Source organism: Micrococcus sp. KT16 (assembly GCF_003315015.1).
GTDB classification, from domain to species: Bacteria; Actinomycetota; Actinomycetes; order Actinomycetales; family Micrococcaceae; genus Micrococcus; species Micrococcus luteus.
Map to the genome: position 1 here is coordinate 14361 of NZ_QNRG01000009.1, position 15227 is coordinate 29587.

Below are 15227 nucleotides of genomic sequence, written 5' to 3' on the forward strand. Positions count from 1 at the left end.
CTCGGGACCCGGCGGGATGCCCTCCACCTCCCCGGCCCCTGGCCGCGACGTGATCGGTACGCCACCTTCCGCCCTGCGGAGCCGTGCCCTGAGCGGACCGCGTCGGGGGACCGGGACGTCCGTAGTCACTCGTGCGAAAGGAAGTTCGATGCCGCCCTCCCAGGACGCAGCGTCCCTGACCCAGCTCGGCGTGATCGGGGTGATCCTGCTCGTCGCGCTGTTCTACGGCGGGACCATGATCATGTCCGTGGCCATCTCCAAGAAGAAGGAGAACGCCGACGCCTACATGACGGCCGGCAATCAGATCGGCTTCGGCGTGTCCGCCGCCTCCATGACCGCCACCTGGATCTGGGCCGCCTCCATGTATGCCTCCGTGACCGCCGGCTACACGTACGGCGTCTCCGGCCCCCTCCACTACGGCCTCTGGGGCGCCCTGATGATCCTGTTCATCTACCCGTTCGGCCGCCGCATCCGCACGGTCGCACCGCGCGCCCACACCCTCGCCGAGGTGATGTACGCCCGGCACGGCCGCTCCTCGCAGCTCATGCTGGCCGGCTCCAACGTGCTCGGCTCCGTCATCTCCCTGACCTCCAACTTCATCGCCGGCGGCGCCCTGATCTCCCTGCTGTCCCCGCTGTCCTTCGGCGCGGGCATCCTGATCGTGGCCGCGGGCGTGCTGCTGTACACCCTGTGGTCCGGCTTCCGCGCCTCCGTGCTCACCGACTTCGCGCAGGTGATGGCCATGCTCGGCGCGACCGTCATCATCATCCCCGCCGTGTTCTTCGCCGCGGGCGGCCCGGACATGTTCCAGACCGGCGTCGAAGCGGGCCACGTCACGGCCCAGCAGCAGAGCTTCTTCTCCTCCGAGGCGTTCATGAACCAGGGGGCGCCGTACATCGCCGCCGTGCTGGCCTACGCGATCGGCAACCAGACCATCGCCCAGCGCCTCTTCGCCGTGCGTGAGGACCTCATCAAGCCCACCTTCATCACGGCCACCCTCGGGTACGGCGGCACCGTGATCGGCGTCGGCATGCTCGGCGTCATGGCGCTCTACCTGGGCGTCGAGCCGCTCGACGGCGACGTCAACAACCTCCTGCCCCAGATGGTCGCCGACCACCTGCCGCTGGCGCTCGTGGCCCTGGCGTTCCTGATGATCATCGGCTCGCTGTCCTCCACCGCCGACTCGGACCTGTCCGCCCTCTCCTCGATCGTGATGACGGACGTCTACGGCCAGTCGGTCGGCCGCAAGAACGCCGACCCGAAGACCATGCTGCTGATCGGCCGCATCACCATGATCGTGGCGACGGCGGCGGCCCTGTACTTCGCCACCGCCAAGTTCGACATCCTCGATCTGCTGGTCTTCGTGGGCGCCCTGTGGGGCTGCCTCGTGTTCCCCGTGATCGCGTCCTTCTACTGGGGCAGGATCACCAACGTCGCGTTCACGGCGTCCGTGCTCGCCGCGCTGGCCGTGTTCCTGCCCGTGCGCTTCGAGTGGATCCCGATCGAGGGCGCCTGGGCGTTCGTGGTGGAGACCCTCGCGATCCTCGGCGTGGGCGTCGTGCTGGGCATCATGTGCTTCGGCTTCTTCGGCCTGCGTCCGGCGGTCGTGGTCGGCGCGATCGCCTCGGTCGTGATGCTGTTCCTCGGCTACGGCTTCCTGCGGGACTACGCCACCCTCACGGGCTCGCTCGTGGCCTACGCCGTGTCCTTCCTCGTCTGCTGGGGGCTGTCCATCCGCTCCGGCCAGGACTTCGACTTCGACCGGATCGCGCGCGTGACCGGCGACTTCGACCCCGCGACCGAGGACCTGCCGCAGGTCGAGCGTGCCTCGGCCTCCGTGTCCTGATCCCCCCGTCCCCCGACTCGCAAGGAGCATCCGCATGACCGTCGGTCTGACCCTGTACGTCCTGATGTGGCCCGTCCTCGTGCTGGCCGTCCTCGTCGCGATCGCCCGCGGCTTCGTCGCCGACTGGGCCGCGGCCCGCCGCGAGGGCCGCTCGATCATCTGAGGCCTCCGCCGGGGGCGGTCCGTGACCCTGGTGGTCCTCGCCCTCGACACGGTCTTCCGCCTGACGCCCGCCGAGACCTCGGCCGCCATCCCGGGCATCGCCGGGCTCGAACACTTGCTCGTGACCGCCGGTCTCGCGCTGCTGTTCGTCGCCCTGTACGGCGGCGTGCGGGAGCGTCAGGCCCACCTCGAGACGGGCCGCGCCGGCGGCGCCCTCGTCGAGGGGGCCTGACCCGCTCGATCCCCTGCTATACCGCGCCCGCGTCAGCGAGCGCGGTCGAGCAGGATCACGTCCAGGCGGCGCGGCCCGTGCACGCCTTCGACGCGCTCGAGCTCGATGTCGCTCGTGGCCGAGGGACCGGAGATCATGGTGATCGGCGCCGTCGCCTCCACGCGGGCCAGCGCCTCCGGGAAGAGCTCCACCACGGAGTCCAGCGGCACGATGCACACGTGGTGGTCCGGGACCAGGGTGATCGCCCGGCGGCCCTCGTCCGGGCGGCCGCTGAGGAAGATCGTCCCGGTCTCCGCGCAGGAGACCGTCGAGGACGTCACCACCGCGTCCACCTCGTTCAGCGCGTCCACGCTGAGGGGCTCGCGCTCGCCGTCGTGGGCGCCGCGGACCGCGGCCCGCTCCCCCGTGTGGCCCACCGCGGGCTCCGTGATGCGCTCCCGGCCGGCCCCGCGCGAGTCCGCGGGGAGCCAGTCCGGCTCCAGACCGGCCGGCACCACGTACCGGGCGTCCGGGCCGAGCAGCTCGGCGATGGCCGCGGCCACCGTCTCCTCGGTCTCGTCCCGCACGGAGGCGCGGTAGTCGATCAGCCGGTCACGCAGCATCTCCACCACCTCGGCCCGGTCCCGGGAGGAGGTCCGCCGGTAGGTGCGCTGCACCGGGTCCGCGACCGGCCCGTCCGCCGTCGCCTCGCGGATGCGCCGCAGGATCTCGGCCTTCGCCTCGCTCATCGTCCGTCCTCCTCGACGTGCTCGTCCTCCGGCCGGTCCAGCCCGGTGACGCCGTCCAGGGCGACTCGGTGCTCGGTCTCATCCTTGTGGCGGGCCCACCAGTTGCGGAAGGACTCCCGCGGGGGCGCCGGCACGTCGCGCTCGTCGGTCCAGCCGCCGGCGATGCCCGGCAGCCAGCCGAGCACCCGGTCCGGCCCGGCCGCGACCCGGCCCAGCCCCAGACCCCGCTCGGCCAGCGACATGCGCCGACCCGAGGACATCACCACGGAGGCGCCCTTCATCGCCACGTCCATCTGCGAGGGCGTGACGGACTCCACCGCCGCCTTGGCGCGGGCCAGGGGGCCGCCGGCGGCGTCCTCCTCCGTGCGCAGCGCCTTCCGGGCGGCGTGGGTGGCCTGCACGTCCTCGTCCCGGAGGTGGATGAGGATCGAGGGGATGTCGATGGCCACGGGGCAGACGTCGTAGCACGCCCCGCACAGCGTGGAGGCGTAGGGCAGGGTGCCGTTCTCCCCCGCGTCCACACCGGTGAGCTGCGGCGAGAGGATGGCGCCGATCGGGCCCGGGTAGACCGAGCCGTAGGCGTGGCCGCCGGTCTGCTCGTACACGGGGCACACGTTCATGCACGCCGAGCAGCGGATGCAGTGCAGCGCGGAACGGCCCTTCGGGTCGGACAGCACCGCGGAGCGGCCGTTGTCCAGCAGGACCAGGTGGAACTCCTGGGGACCGTCGCCCTCGGTGACGCCCGTCCACATGGAGGTGTACGGGTTCATCCGCTCGCCCGTGGACGAGCGCGGCAGCAGCTGCAGGAACACCTCGAGGTCCTCGAAGGTGGGCACGAGCTTCTCGATGCCCATCACGGTGATCAGCGTCTCCGGCAGGGTCAGGCACATGCGGCCGTTGCCCTCCGACTCGACGACGGAGAGCGTGCCCGTCTCGGCGACGCCGAAGTTCGCCCCGGAGATCGCCACCTTCGTGCTCAGGAACTTCTCGCGCAGGTGCCGGCGTGCGGCCTCGGCCAGATCGGCCGGCTCGGAGGTGAGGCTCTCGTCCGTGTCCGGCATCTCCCGGAGGAAGATGTCCCGGATCTCCCGGCGATTGCGATGGATCGCCGGGACGAGGATGTGGCTGGGCCGGTCGTGGCCGAGCTGGACGATGAGCTCGGCCAGGTCCGTCTCGACGGCGGCCACGCCGGCATGCTCGAGCGCGGCGTCCAGGCCGATCTCCTGGGTGGCCATGGACTTGACCTTGATCACCTCGTCCACGCCCTTGGCGGTGACGAGCTCCGTGATGATGCGGTTGGCCTCGGCCGCGTCCCGGGCCCAGTGCACGACGCCGCCGCGCGCGGTGACCTCGGACTCGAGCCGCTCCAGGAGCGCGGGCAGGTCCGCCATGACGGACTGCTTCAGCGCGGAGCCGGCGGCGCGCAGCTCCTGCCAGTCCGGCAGCTCCTCGACGACGCCGGCACGCTTGGCACGGATGGTGTGCGTGGCCCGGCGGATGTTGGCGCGCATCTGGCCGTTCCCCAGCTGCTCGCGGGCAGACTCGGGGAACGGGGTGTTCAGCAGGATCTCGCCCTCGCCGTGGACGGGGCGGACGGTGGGCATTCCCAGGCGCACGCGGGTGGGTGCGGTGCTCATCGGCGGGCCTCCTCAACACGGGCGGACGGTCCGCGGCGGGCGCCGGCGGACGCGGGGATGGACAGTTCGACGGGGCCGTCGACCTCGAGCGGGTTCTCCCGGGTGGCCGCGAGGATCTCGGCGAGGTGCACGGTGCGCAGCGGGCGGCCGTCCTGGCCGCGCGCCTCGCGACGGTGCATGGCCCCGTCCAGGTGGAGCAGGCAGGAGGCGTCGCCGCCCGTGCAGAGGGAGGCGCCGGACGCGGTGACCTTCTCGATCTTCTCCTCCGCGATGGCGGCGGAGACGTCCGGGTTCTTCAGGGAGAAGGTGCCGCCGAAGCCGCAGCACTCCTCGGCGTCCGGCAGCGGGCGCAGGTCGATGTCCGCGACGGTGCGCAGCAGGTCCTCCTGGCGCGAGCCCAGGCGCAGCAGGCGCATGCCGTGGCAGGAGGGGTGGTAGGTCACGGTGTGCGGGAACCAGGAGCCGAGCTGGGCCCCGGCGTCCGTCACCCCGAGGACGTCCGTGAGCAGCTGCGACAGCTCGAGGGTGCGGGAGGCGACGACCTCGGCGTCGCGGGCCAGACCCTCGTCCCCGCCGGAGCGGGCGACGTCCGGCTGCTGGTGGCCGAGCGAGGCCACGCAGGAGGCGGAGGGGGCGACGGCGAGGTCGTAGTCGGCCTTCATGAAGGTGCGGACGTGGTTGCGCACCACGGGCAGGGCGTCCTTCACGTACCCGCTGTTGACGTGCATCTGCGAGCAGCAGACCTGGCCGGGCGGGAAGACCACCTCATGGCCGAGCCGCTCGAGGATGCGGACGGTGGCGAGGGCCACCTTGGGGTACATCGCGTCCACGATGCACGTGGCGAACAGGGCGATTCTCATGCCGGTCTCCGTTCCGGACGGGGCGCCTGGGGCGCCGTGCGGTGCGCCAGCACACGGGTGCCGTAGTGGTCAGACCATATCATGCCAGCCGCTTGCGAGGTGACCGCCCTCACAGTACGCTCCTTGGTCTGACCACAGTGGTCCGACCATCACCGGCCCGACCGGATCCCGCCCCGTCCCCTCGCCCACCGGGAGACCCCCGTGCACACCTTCACCCCCACCCCCGATGCCGCCGGCAGCGTCGCGCTCTCCGCCGCGCTCGGCGTCCTGCCCCTGCTGACGTTCTTCGCCACCCTCCTCGGTCTGCGCCTCAAGGCCTGGCAGTCGGGCCTCGCCGCGCTCGTGGTGGCCCTGCTCGTGGCCGTGCTGGGCTTCCACATGCCGGCCCACCTGGCGGCGCTGGCCGCCGCCCAGGGAGCGACCTTCGGCCTGTTCCCGATCGTCTGGATCGTCGTGATGGCGCTGTGGTTCTACCAGGTCACCGTGCTCTCCGGGCGATTCGACGACATGCGCGCGATCTTCGACTCGCTCGGCGGCGGAGACATCCGCATCCAGGCCGTGCTCATCGCGTTCTGCTTCGGCGGCCTGCTCGAGGCCCTCGCCGGCTTCGGCGCCCCCGTGGCCATCACGGCCACCATGGTGCTCGGCCTGGGTGTGCCCCCGCTGCGGGCGGCCACCGCCGTGCTGCTGGCGAACACCGCGCCCGTGGCCTTCGGCGCCGTGGGCACCCCCATCACCACCGCCGGCACGCTCACCGGCATCCCCGCCTCGCACATCGGCGCGATCGTCGGCCACCAGGCCCCGTTCGTGGCCGTGTTCGTGCCGTTCCTGCTCGTGTTCATCATCGACGGGCTGCGCGGCGTGCGGCAGACGTGGCCGGCACTGATCGTGATCGGCGCGAGCTTCGCCGTCGCCATCTGGCTGGCCTCGACCTACTTCTCCTACGAGCTCACCGACGTCGTGGCCTCCCTGGTCTCCCTCGCCGCCGCCGTCCTGCTGCTGCGCTTCTGGCGGCCGCGGGGCGCCGAGGAGGCCCGCCAGCGCCTCGACGCCCCCGCCCGCGCGGCGGCGCAGGACCTCACCCCCGGCCGGATCTTCATGGCCGTGCTGCCCTACATCGTGGTCGTGGCCGTGTTCGCCCTGGCCAAGCTGGTCCCCTCGATCACCGCGGCCCTGAACTCCGCCACCGCCAAGATCCCGTGGCCCGGGCTCGACGGGCACCTCGTCGACGCCTCCGGCGCGCCCCTGGCGAGCACCGTGTACAAGTTCGAGTGGCTGGCCTCCCCCGGCACGCTGCTGCTGATCGCCGGCCTGATCATGGCCGTGGTCTACTCCCGGTTCGACCACGACGGCCGGTTCCCGCTCTCGGTGGGGAACGCGCTCGCCGAGATCGGCCGCTGCTTCGCCCGCATGCGCTGGTCCGCCCTGACGATCGTGATCGTGCTCTCCCTGGCCTACGTCATGAACTTCTCGGGCCAGACGGTCGCCATGGGCACGTGGGTGGCCGGCCTGGGCGCGGCCTTCGTGTTCCTGTCCCCGGTGCTCGGCTGGCTCGGCACCGCCGTGACCGGCTCGGACACCTCCGCGAACGCCCTGTTCTCCACCCTGCAGCAGACCGCCGCCACGAACATCGGCGCCGATCCGGCCCTGCTGGTGGCCGCCAACACCTCCGGCGGCGTCGTGGGCAAGATGATCTCCCCGCAGTCCCTGGCGATCGCCGCGACGGCGGTCGGCATGGAGGGCCGGGAGTCCGAGATCCTGCGCCGCGTGGTGGTGTGGTCGCTCGTGCTCCTGCTGGCGGTGTGCACGCTCGTGTACCTGCAGTCCAACGTGCTGGCGTGGATGCTGCCGGCGGCGGGCTGACCGCCTGCACCACCCGAGCGGGGCGGCGTCCATCGGTAGGATGGACGGTCGCCGCCCCGCCCCCTCGGAAGGTCCGTCCATGACCGCTGCCCCCGCCTACACCATCGTGCTCGACTGGCTCGAGGCCGAGCTGCGCTCCGGCGCCGTGGTCGTGGGGGACAAGCTGCCCGGCGAACGCACCCTGGCCGAACGCTTCGGCATCTCCCGGGCGTCCGTGCGGGAGGCCACCCGGATGCTCGAGGCCATGGGCCTGATCCGCGCCAGCGCCGGCTCCGGGCCGAACTCGGGCGCCGTCGTCGTCTCCGAGCCGTCCGCGGCGCTGGGCTGGGCGCTGCGCCTGCACATCGCCACCCGGTCCCTGCCGATGGCCGACGTCGTCGCCGCGCGCGTGCTCCTCGAGACCGATGCGGCGCAGGCGGCCGCCGCCACCTCCGGCGACCCCGAGAGCGTCGCCGTCCTGGCCGAGGTGGAAACCCTGCTGGACCGGATGGACGACCCCGCGCTGCCGGAAGAGGACTTCCACCTGCTCGACACCGAGTTCCATGTGCGGCTGGCCACCCTGGGCGGGAACGTCGTGACGGCGATGATGCTGGACTCCCTGCGCCAGGCGACCATCGGCTACGTGACCGAGACCGTGGCCGGGCTGTCCGACTGGCCCGCCGTGCGCGCCGGCCTGCAGGCCGACCATCGGCGGATCCTCGCCGCCTCCGCCGCCGGGGACGGCCGGGCGGCCGCGCAGGAGCTGCGGGAGCACGTCCTCGGCTTCGCCGCCCTCGCCCAGACCGGCAGGGTGCCCGCCGGCGGCTGAGCCGGCGAAGGGTCCGGCGCGCGCGGGGTCCCGCCGGACGGACGGCTCCGGCGGTTCAGGCGGTGACGCCGTGCACCAGGGCGCCCACGCCCACGGCGGTCAGCGAGCCCAGCGCACAGCAGAACTCCACGAGCATGCCCATGCCCATGGCCGTGAGCGCGCCGATCGAGCTGCTGAGCGCGGCCCGGGCGTCCCGGGTGCGGGCCCACTGGGAGGCGAACAGGCCGACGGCGAAGCCGAGGAACAGCCCTACCACCGGGATCACGAAGAACCCGACGGCGGCGCCGGCCACCCCCCACAGGATCGGGCCGCGGGTGACGCGTTCACGTCGCAGCCGTCGGCCGGTCAGCACCGCGGACGCGCTCAGCCCCGCCACGGCGAGACCGGCCGCGATGACGCCGAACGTCCAGGACGCGGGGGAACCCAGCAGCGCGGCCCACCCGAGAGCCGTCACGAGGTTGAGCAGCGAGCCGGGCAGGACGGGGTACACGGTGCCCACCAGCCCCACCAGGAGCAGGAGCACGGCCACGAGGGAGATCAGCGCGGGAGTCACCGCACCAGTATGACGGGACGGGCACCGCGGTGACGGCGGCACCGGCGACCGCGCAGCGGCCCCCGCGCCCTCGCCGGAACAGGCCGGATCGGCTAGATTCGCCGCATGTTGGTCGCTGTGCCCACCGAAGTGAAGAACAACGAGTTCCGTGTCGCCCTGACGCAGGGCGGGGTCCAGGAGCTGGTGCGCGCGGGCCACCAGGTCCTCGTGCAGTCGGGGGCCGGCGTCGGCTCCGGCGCCTCGGACCAGGACTACCGCGACGCCGGCGCCGAGCTGGTCGACGACGTCGACGAGCTCTGGGAGCGCGCCGAGCTGGTCCTCAAGGTCAAGGAGCCGCAGCCGGAGGAATACGGCCGCCTGCGCCGCGGCCAGGTCCTCTTCACCTATCTGCACCTGGCCGCCTCCCCCGCGTGCACGCGGGCGATCCTGGACGCCGGCACGACGGCGATCGCCTACGAGACGGTCACCCGCGGTCGCTCCCTGCCGCTGCTGGCCCCCATGAGCCAGGTGGCCGGCCGCCTGGCCCCCGCCGCGGGCGCCTACCACCTCCTCCAGCCGCAGGGCGGCTCGGGCGTGCTGATGGGCGGCGTGCCCGGCACCCGCCGCGCCCGGGTGGCCGTGATCGGCGGAGGGGTGGCCGGCGAGGCGGCGGCCGTGATCGCCGCGGGCATGGGCGCGGACGTGACCGTCCTGGACATCTCCCTCGAGCGGCTCGCGCAGCTGGACGCCGTCCACCAGGGTCGGATCCGCACGCTGGCCTCGTCCCACCTGAACATCGGCGAGACCGTGGCGGACGCGGACCTCGTGATCGGCTCCGTGCTGATCCCCGGCGCCGCGGCCCCGAAGCTGGTGACCGCCGAGATGGTGGAGTCCATGCGGCCCGGCTCCGTGCTGGTGGACATCGCGATCGACCAGGGCGGCTGCTTCGAGAACTCGCGGGCCACCACCCACCAGGATCCGACGTACCTCGTGGGGGACAAGATCTACTACTGCGTCTCCAACATGCCCGGCGCCGTGCCGCAGACCTCCACCTCGGCCCTGACCAACGCGACGCTGCCCTACATCAAGCGCATCGCCGACCTCGGATGGCGCGCCGCGCTGGCCGCGGACGAGGGCTTCGCCGGGGGCCTCAACGCGCACGACGGCGTCCTCACCCTGCCCTCCGTCGCCACGGCCGTGGCCGACGAGCTCGGCCTGGACCCCCAGAAGGACGTCCGCGTCACCTCCGAGGTGCTCGCGGAGGCCTGAGCCCCGCGCCCGTCGCGCGCGGGGCCGGCCGGCCGCTCAGAGCCCCGCGAGGAACGCCCGGTGGAACGACCAGTCGCCGGTCACCTCAGGGTGGAAGGCCGTGGCGAGCAGGTGGCCCTGCCGCACGGCCACGGGCAGCCGCGCGTCGCCGTCGAGCCCCGGTTCCGCCGCGGGCACGGACAGGCGCGACGCCGGCACGCTCGCCAGGACCTCGACGCCCTCCCCCGCCTGGACGACGGCGGGGGCGCGGATGAACACGGCGTGCACCGGCTCCGCCGCGACCGCGGGGATGTCCAGGTCCTCCTCGAACGAGTCCACCTGCGCGCCGAAGGCGTTGCGCCGCACGGCCACGTCCAGCACGCCGAGCCCGCCCTGATCCGGCGCCGGGTTGCGGATCTCGCGGGCCAGCATGATCAGCCCCGCGCACGTGCCGTAGGCGGGCAGCCCGTCGCGGAGGGCGGCGATGAGCGGGTCCTTGAGCCCCATGATCCGGGCGAGGCGGTCCATCACGGAGGACTCGCCGCCGGGCAGCACGATGCCGTCCAGACCCTCGAGGTCCGCGGGGCGGCGCACGGGGCGCGTGCGCGCGCCGAGGGACTCGAGCACGTGGGCGTGCTCCCGCACGTCGCCCTGGAGGGCGAACACGCCGACGGTCTTCTGTGGACTCACCAGCCGCGCTCGGCCAGGCGGTGCGGGGCGGGCAGGTCGCCCACGTTGATGCCCACCATGGCCTCACCCAGGCCGCGGGAGGCCTCGGCGACCGCCATCGGGTCGTCGAACTGGGCGGTGGCCTTGACGATGGCGCGGGCGCGCTCGGCCGGGTTGCCGGACTTGAAGATGCCGGAGCCCACGAACACGCCGTCGGCGCCCATCTGCATCATCAGGGCTGCGTCGGCCGGGGTGGCCACGCCGCCGGCGGTGAACATCACGACGGGCAGGGCGCCGGTCTCGGCGACCTCGCGCACCAGCTCGTACGGCGCCTGCAGCTCCTTCGCGGCCACGTACAGCTCGTCCTGGGCCAGGCCCTGGAGCTGGGCGATCTCCTTGCGGATGGTGCGGATGTGCTTCACGGCCTCGGAGACGTCGCCGGTGCCGGCCTCGCCCTTGGACCGGATCATGGCCGCGCCCTCGGTGATGCGGCGCAGGGCCTCGCCGAGGTTGGTGGCGCCGCACACGAAGGGCACGTCGAAGTCCCACTTGTCGATGTGGTTCACGTAGTCCGCCGGGGAGAGCACCTCGGACTCGTCGATGAAGTCCACCTTGAGCGCCTGCAGCACCTGGGCCTCCACGAAGTGGCCGATGCGCGCCTTGGCCATCACGGGGATGGACACGGCCTCGACGATGCCGTCGATCAGGTCGGGGTCGGACATGCGGGCCACGCCGCCCTGGGCGCGGATGTCGGCCGGGACCCGCTCGAGCGCCATGACGGCCACGGCGCCGGCGTCCTCGGCGATGCGCGCCTGCTCCGCGTTGACGACGTCCATGATCACGCCGCCCTTCATCATGTCCGCCAGGCCGCGCTTGACGCGGGTCGTGCCGGTGCCGCGGGCGCCGTCGTCGGCGGCGGAGGCGGTGGAGGCGGAGAAGCTGCGGGCGCGCTCGTCGCTCATGGTGGTCCTTCCGAAGGGGTGGCGGCCCCGGCCGCGGGGCGGCTGGCCAGGGCGAAGACGCGGTCAACTCTAGTCCCCCGGCGGCGCAGCCCGGCCCGCGTCACGGACGACGACGTCACCCGGCCCCGTGCCGGCGCAGCGTGCGGCGTCGGCGCCACACGACGAACGCAGCCACGGCCGCGAGGATCAGCACGAGGGCGAGGACACCCCGGCCCTCTCCGAGCGCCGCGCCGATGACGGCCCACACCACGGCCATCCCGACGGTCCCGTACACCACGCCCCACAGGAACGTGCCGAGCGCGGCCGCCGGCAGGAACCGGCGCCAGGGCATGCGGGCGACGCCGGCGGAGCCGATCACCGCCGTCTGGATGCCCACCGTGAGGTAGCAGAACGGGATGGCCCACACCCCGTGGCGCTGGATGAAGCGCTGGGCGCGGACATAGACGGGCCCCTCCATCACGCGGGCGAACCAGCGGGTCCGCTCGACGCCGGAGGCCAGCCCCCGCCCGAGCGAGAACACGATCAGGGTGCGCAGGATCGCCAGCATCCAGAAGAACCCGATGGACCACAGCAGCGGCAGCCCGTCGATCCACGCCATCATGGGCGGAGCCACCCGTCGGTGCGGGGACTCATGCGCGCGCCCCGGCCGTGCTCACGCGTTCCAGAGCCCGTACGAGTCCGCGAGGTCCGCGATCTTCTGGGCGCGCAGCACGCGGGGCAGGTACGAACCGTCGCCGACGGCGGCGCCCTGAGCATGCTTCTCGAGCAGGTCGCGGGCCCACGCGAGCTCGTCCTCGGACGGGGACATCGCCCGGTTGACCCAGTCCACCTGATCCCGGTTCAGGACGAGGCGGCCGGTCATGCCCATCGAGGCGGTGACGGCGCTGGAGTCGACGACCGCGTCCTCACCGTCCGCGTTGCCGGGCGGTCCGTCGATCGCCCCGGGCAGACCGCCCACGCGGGAGGCGATCACCATGCGGGAGCGGGCGTAGGCCATGGCCAGCGGGTCCTCGCCGACGCCGACGTCCTTGCGGAAGTCGTTCACGCCGAAGGCGAGACGGAACGTGCCCGGCGCCTTGGCCACGGCCGTGGCGTTCTCGATGCCCAGGGCGGACTCCAGCAGGGCGATCACCGGGGTGCCGGCGCGCAGACGCATCGCGGTGAACGTGACCTGCTCCGGCTCCTCGGTCTCGGCCAGCACGACGCCGCGCACGCCGTCGAGACCCGCGAGCGCCTCGAGGTCCCGCTGCCAGTGGTCCGTGGAGGTCGCGGAGATGCGCACCCACGCCGTCATGCCGCCGGAGAGGGCGTCCACGACGTGCTGGCGGGCCGCGTCCTTCTGCTCCTCCGGCACGGCGGCCTCGAGGTCGAAGATGACGGAGTCGGCCTCGGAGGCCAGGGCGGGGGCGAACGCGTCGGGGGTGGCCGCGTTGACCAGCAGCCAGGAGCGGCTGAGCTTGGCGGGCAGGGCGGCGGCGCGACGGTTCCTCACGGGCATGGCCTCCAGCCTAGCCCGCCGCGGCCGTCCGCCCGCGGGCCCCTTCCCACCCGCGGGAGGCCTCACATCCGCTCGCGGCGGGCGAGACGGACGGCCGTAGCATGGAGAGGCCGTCGGCCCGTCCGACGCCGCCGACCCCCGACCGCCAGGAGTACCCGATGCGCCCGCCCTCCCCTTCCCGCGCCCTGCGGATCACGGGTGCCGTGGCCGCCGCGTGCCTGCTGGCCGGCTGCGCGGTCGACCCCGGACTGGCCGAGGATTCGGCGTCCGACGACGGCGTGCCCCTGCCCGCGACGGAGGGGTATCAGCCGCTGACGGTCTACCTCGCCGTCGCGGAACCGGAGGCGGTCCCGGGGACGAGCGGCCGGCCCTTCGGCTGCGGCGACCTGCTGGTGCCCGTGCAGACCGTGCCGACGGACACCGAGGACGAGGCGGACGCCGCCCTGGACTTCCTGTTCGCGGACGAGCGCGGCTGGCACGGCGACCCGTCGCTGTGGAACGCCGTGTTCGACGCGCGCGAGACCCTCACCCCGACCGGGCACCGCCGCGAGGGCGACGTGGAGATCTTCACCTTCACCGGCACCGTGACGCCGGAGGACGAGTGCACGGCCGAGCGGATCCGCGCCCAGCTGCAGGCGACCGCCGCCGCCTTCACGTCCGCGGGCCAGGTCCGACTCGAGGTGGACGGCCGGGACCTCGACGACGTGTTGGGGCTCGAACCGCTCCGCCTCGGCGAGTCCGTGGACGTCCCGCAGGGGGACCCCACGCCGAGTGGGGAGCCGAGCGACGGATCCGGCGGGCAGACGTGGGCGCCGGCCGAGGAGTCGTCGTGGGGTCCCGCCGAGCCGACCCAGGGCACGTGGTCCCCCGGCCAGGAGCCGAGCGCCCCCTGACCGCGCGACCCGCCGTCGTCGCCCGTCATCGGACCTTCGGGCCCGGCCGCGCCGTGCTATAGGGTGCCGAGCGTGCGGAACCTCCGAGATCACCTGTCCCAGCGCGCCGTCGGCGTGAAGCAGTCCGCGGTCCGCGACGTCTTCGACATCGCGATGGACCCGAACCTCGTCTCGCTCGCGGGCGGGAACCCGTGGCTCGCCGACCTGCCCCTCGACGAGCTGGGCCGGATCGCCTCCGACCTGATGACCCGGTTCGGCACGGAGTCCCTGCAGTACGGCCCCGGCCAGGGCACCGAGGAGATGCGTGCCGCCGCGACCGCCGTGATGGCCGCCGACGGCATCCCGGACGCGGATCCCGACCTCGTGGTCATCACCCCCGGCTCGCAGGCCGCGATCGACACCGCCTGCCGGGCGTTCGCGAACCCGGGCGACGTCGTCGTGGTGGAGGACCCCACGTTCGTGGGCGCGTTGACCACCTTCACCACCTGGCAGCTCGAGGCCGTGGCCACGGGCACCGACGACCACGGCCTGGTGCCCGCGGCCCTCGACGAGACCCTGACCCGCCTGGCCGCCGAGGGCCGCCGCGTGGCCTTCCTCTACACGATCCCCTCGTTCGCGAACCCCTCGGGCGCCCTGCTGCCCCCGGGCCGCCGCGCCGAGGTGGGCGCGATCTGCGAGAAGCACGGCGTGCTCATCGTGGAGGACAACCCGTACGGGCAGATCGCGTTCGACGGCGAGCCCGTCGCCCCGATCGCCGCCGACCACCGGGACAACGTGGTCCACCTCGGCACGATGTCCAAGATCTTCTCCCCGGGCGTGCGCATCGGCTGGGCGCTCGTGCCGGCCGCGCTCAAGCGCGAGTTCTACCTGTGCGCGGAGTCCGCCTACATCCACGCGTCCACGTACTCGCAGATGCTCTCCACCGCCTTCGTCACGCAGCTGGACTGGCAGGGCCACGTCCGCCACGTGACCGGGCTGTACCGCGAGCGGGCCGCGGCGCTCGTGGACGCGGTGCGTGAGCACTGGGACCCGGCGGTCGAGTTCATCACCCCGCAGGGCGGCTTCTTCCTGTGGGCCACCCTGCCCGCCGGGGTGGACACCCTCGAGGTGATGCACCGCGGCATCGAGGCGGGCGCGGTGTTCGTGCCGGGGGCGGCCTTCACCCCCGTCGAGGGCACGCACTCCACCCTGCGCCTGGCGTACTCGTTCGTGGCGGCCGAGAAGCTCGTGGAGGGCGTGCGGCGCCTGGCCCCGGTGGTGAACGAGTCGATCGCCCGGGCCCGCTGAGC

Annotated in this window: 16 protein-coding genes; 8 read left to right on the forward strand and 8 right to left on the reverse strand. The window is 73.2% G+C overall.

Features of this window, described 5'->3' with window-relative positions:
- The first annotated feature begins 148 nt into the window (after positions 1 to 148).
- The 3 genes from DE149_RS08235 to DE149_RS08240 are packed head-to-tail and all read left to right on the forward strand — an operon-like array spanning position 149 to position 2240.
- Positions 149 to 1846: a sodium:solute symporter family protein gene (locus DE149_RS08235; RefSeq protein WP_113914323.1), complete on the forward strand. Its 1698-nt coding sequence runs from the start codon at positions 149 to 151 to the stop codon at positions 1844 to 1846.
- Between the two features lie 34 nt (positions 1847 to 1880).
- Complete coding sequence (locus DE149_RS11850) at positions 1881 to 2009, forward strand: putative transporter small subunit (protein ID WP_036339645.1); 129 nt, start codon at positions 1881 to 1883, stop codon at positions 2007 to 2009.
- 21 nt (positions 2010 to 2030) lie between these two features.
- Positions 2031 to 2240 carry a hypothetical protein gene (locus tag DE149_RS08240; RefSeq protein ID WP_100058739.1) on the forward strand — a complete coding sequence of 70 codons (210 nt, stop codon included), beginning with the start codon at positions 2031 to 2033 and terminating at the stop codon, positions 2238 to 2240.
- 32 nt (positions 2241 to 2272) lie between these two features.
- Here the strand turns inward: DE149_RS08240 and DE149_RS08245 are convergent, their stop codons facing one another.
- Genes DE149_RS08245 through DE149_RS08255 form a run of 3 tightly spaced genes read right to left on the reverse strand, consistent with a single transcriptional unit; the run spans position 2273 to position 5465 of the window.
- Positions 2273 to 2968 carry an LUD domain-containing protein gene (locus tag DE149_RS08245; RefSeq protein ID WP_044658796.1) on the reverse strand — a complete coding sequence of 232 codons (696 nt, stop codon included), beginning with the start codon at positions 2966 to 2968 and terminating at the stop codon, positions 2273 to 2275.
- Positions 2965 to 4605: a lactate utilization protein B gene (locus DE149_RS08250; RefSeq protein ID WP_113914324.1), complete on the reverse strand. Its 1641-nt coding sequence runs from the start codon at positions 4603 to 4605 to the stop codon at positions 2965 to 2967. The genes DE149_RS08245 and DE149_RS08250 overlap by 4 nt, the downstream gene beginning before the upstream one ends.
- Positions 4602 to 5465 (reverse strand): (Fe-S)-binding protein, encoded by an 864-nt coding sequence (locus tag DE149_RS08255; RefSeq protein ID WP_036313467.1) that lies wholly within the window; start codon positions 5463 to 5465, stop codon positions 4602 to 4604. Before DE149_RS08255 ends, DE149_RS08250 begins: the two co-directional genes overlap by 4 nt.
- Positions 5466 to 5666: 201 nt before the next feature.
- Here DE149_RS08255 and DE149_RS08260 point away from each other — a divergent pair, with 201 nt between their 5' ends.
- Positions 5667 to 7328 carry an L-lactate permease gene (locus DE149_RS08260; RefSeq protein ID WP_063188601.1) on the forward strand — a complete coding sequence of 554 codons (1662 nt, stop codon included), beginning with the start codon at positions 5667 to 5669 and terminating at the stop codon, positions 7326 to 7328.
- Between the two features lie 79 nt (positions 7329 to 7407).
- Positions 7408 to 8136: a FadR/GntR family transcriptional regulator gene (locus tag DE149_RS08265; protein ID WP_036313468.1), complete on the forward strand. Its 729-nt coding sequence runs from the start codon at positions 7408 to 7410 to the stop codon at positions 8134 to 8136.
- 55 nt (positions 8137 to 8191) lie between these two features.
- On the opposite strand, the gene DE149_RS08270 is transcribed toward DE149_RS08265, so the two are convergent.
- Positions 8192 to 8689: a DUF456 domain-containing protein gene (locus DE149_RS08270; RefSeq protein ID WP_036339666.1), complete on the reverse strand. Its 498-nt coding sequence runs from the start codon at positions 8687 to 8689 to the stop codon at positions 8192 to 8194.
- 105 nt (positions 8690 to 8794) lie between these two features.
- On the opposite strand from DE149_RS08270, the gene ald reads away from it, so the two are divergent.
- Complete coding sequence (ald, locus tag DE149_RS08275; RefSeq protein ID WP_113914325.1) at positions 8795 to 9937, forward strand: alanine dehydrogenase; 1143 nt, start codon at positions 8795 to 8797, stop codon at positions 9935 to 9937.
- A 36-nt stretch (positions 9938 to 9973) separates the two neighbouring features.
- Here the strand turns inward: ald and pdxT are convergent, their stop codons facing one another.
- The 4 genes from pdxT to DE149_RS08295 all read right to left on the reverse strand — a co-directional run bounded on the left by pdxT (position 9974) and on the right by DE149_RS08295 (position 13045).
- Positions 9974 to 10606 carry a pyridoxal 5'-phosphate synthase glutaminase subunit PdxT gene (pdxT, locus tag DE149_RS08280; RefSeq protein WP_170721351.1) on the reverse strand — a complete coding sequence of 211 codons (633 nt, stop codon included), beginning with the start codon at positions 10604 to 10606 and terminating at the stop codon, positions 9974 to 9976.
- Positions 10603 to 11547 (reverse strand): pyridoxal 5'-phosphate synthase lyase subunit PdxS, encoded by a 945-nt coding sequence (pdxS, locus tag DE149_RS08285; RefSeq protein ID WP_036313496.1) that lies wholly within the window; start codon positions 11545 to 11547, stop codon positions 10603 to 10605. The genes pdxT and pdxS overlap by 4 nt, the downstream gene beginning before the upstream one ends.
- A 115-nt stretch (positions 11548 to 11662) precedes the next feature.
- Positions 11663 to 12148: a DedA family protein gene (locus tag DE149_RS08290; protein WP_041102620.1), complete on the reverse strand. Its 486-nt coding sequence runs from the start codon at positions 12146 to 12148 to the stop codon at positions 11663 to 11665.
- A gap of 51 nt (positions 12149 to 12199) precedes the next feature.
- Entirely contained in the window at positions 12200 to 13045 is an 846-nt protein-coding gene (locus tag DE149_RS08295) for a CoA ester lyase (protein WP_113914326.1), read from the reverse strand.
- Between the two features lie 158 nt (positions 13046 to 13203).
- Here DE149_RS08295 and DE149_RS08300 point away from each other — a divergent pair, with 158 nt between their 5' ends.
- Positions 13204 to 13938, forward strand: a complete 735-nt coding sequence (locus DE149_RS08300; RefSeq protein ID WP_113914327.1) for a GerMN domain-containing protein — start codon at positions 13204 to 13206, stop codon at positions 13936 to 13938.
- Positions 13939 to 14010: 72 nt separating this feature from the next.
- On the forward strand, positions 14011 to 15225 hold the full coding sequence (locus tag DE149_RS08305; RefSeq protein ID WP_113914328.1) for a PLP-dependent aminotransferase family protein: 1215 nt from the start codon (positions 14011 to 14013) through the stop codon (positions 15223 to 15225).
- The last annotated feature ends 2 nt before the right edge of the window (positions 15226 to 15227 follow it).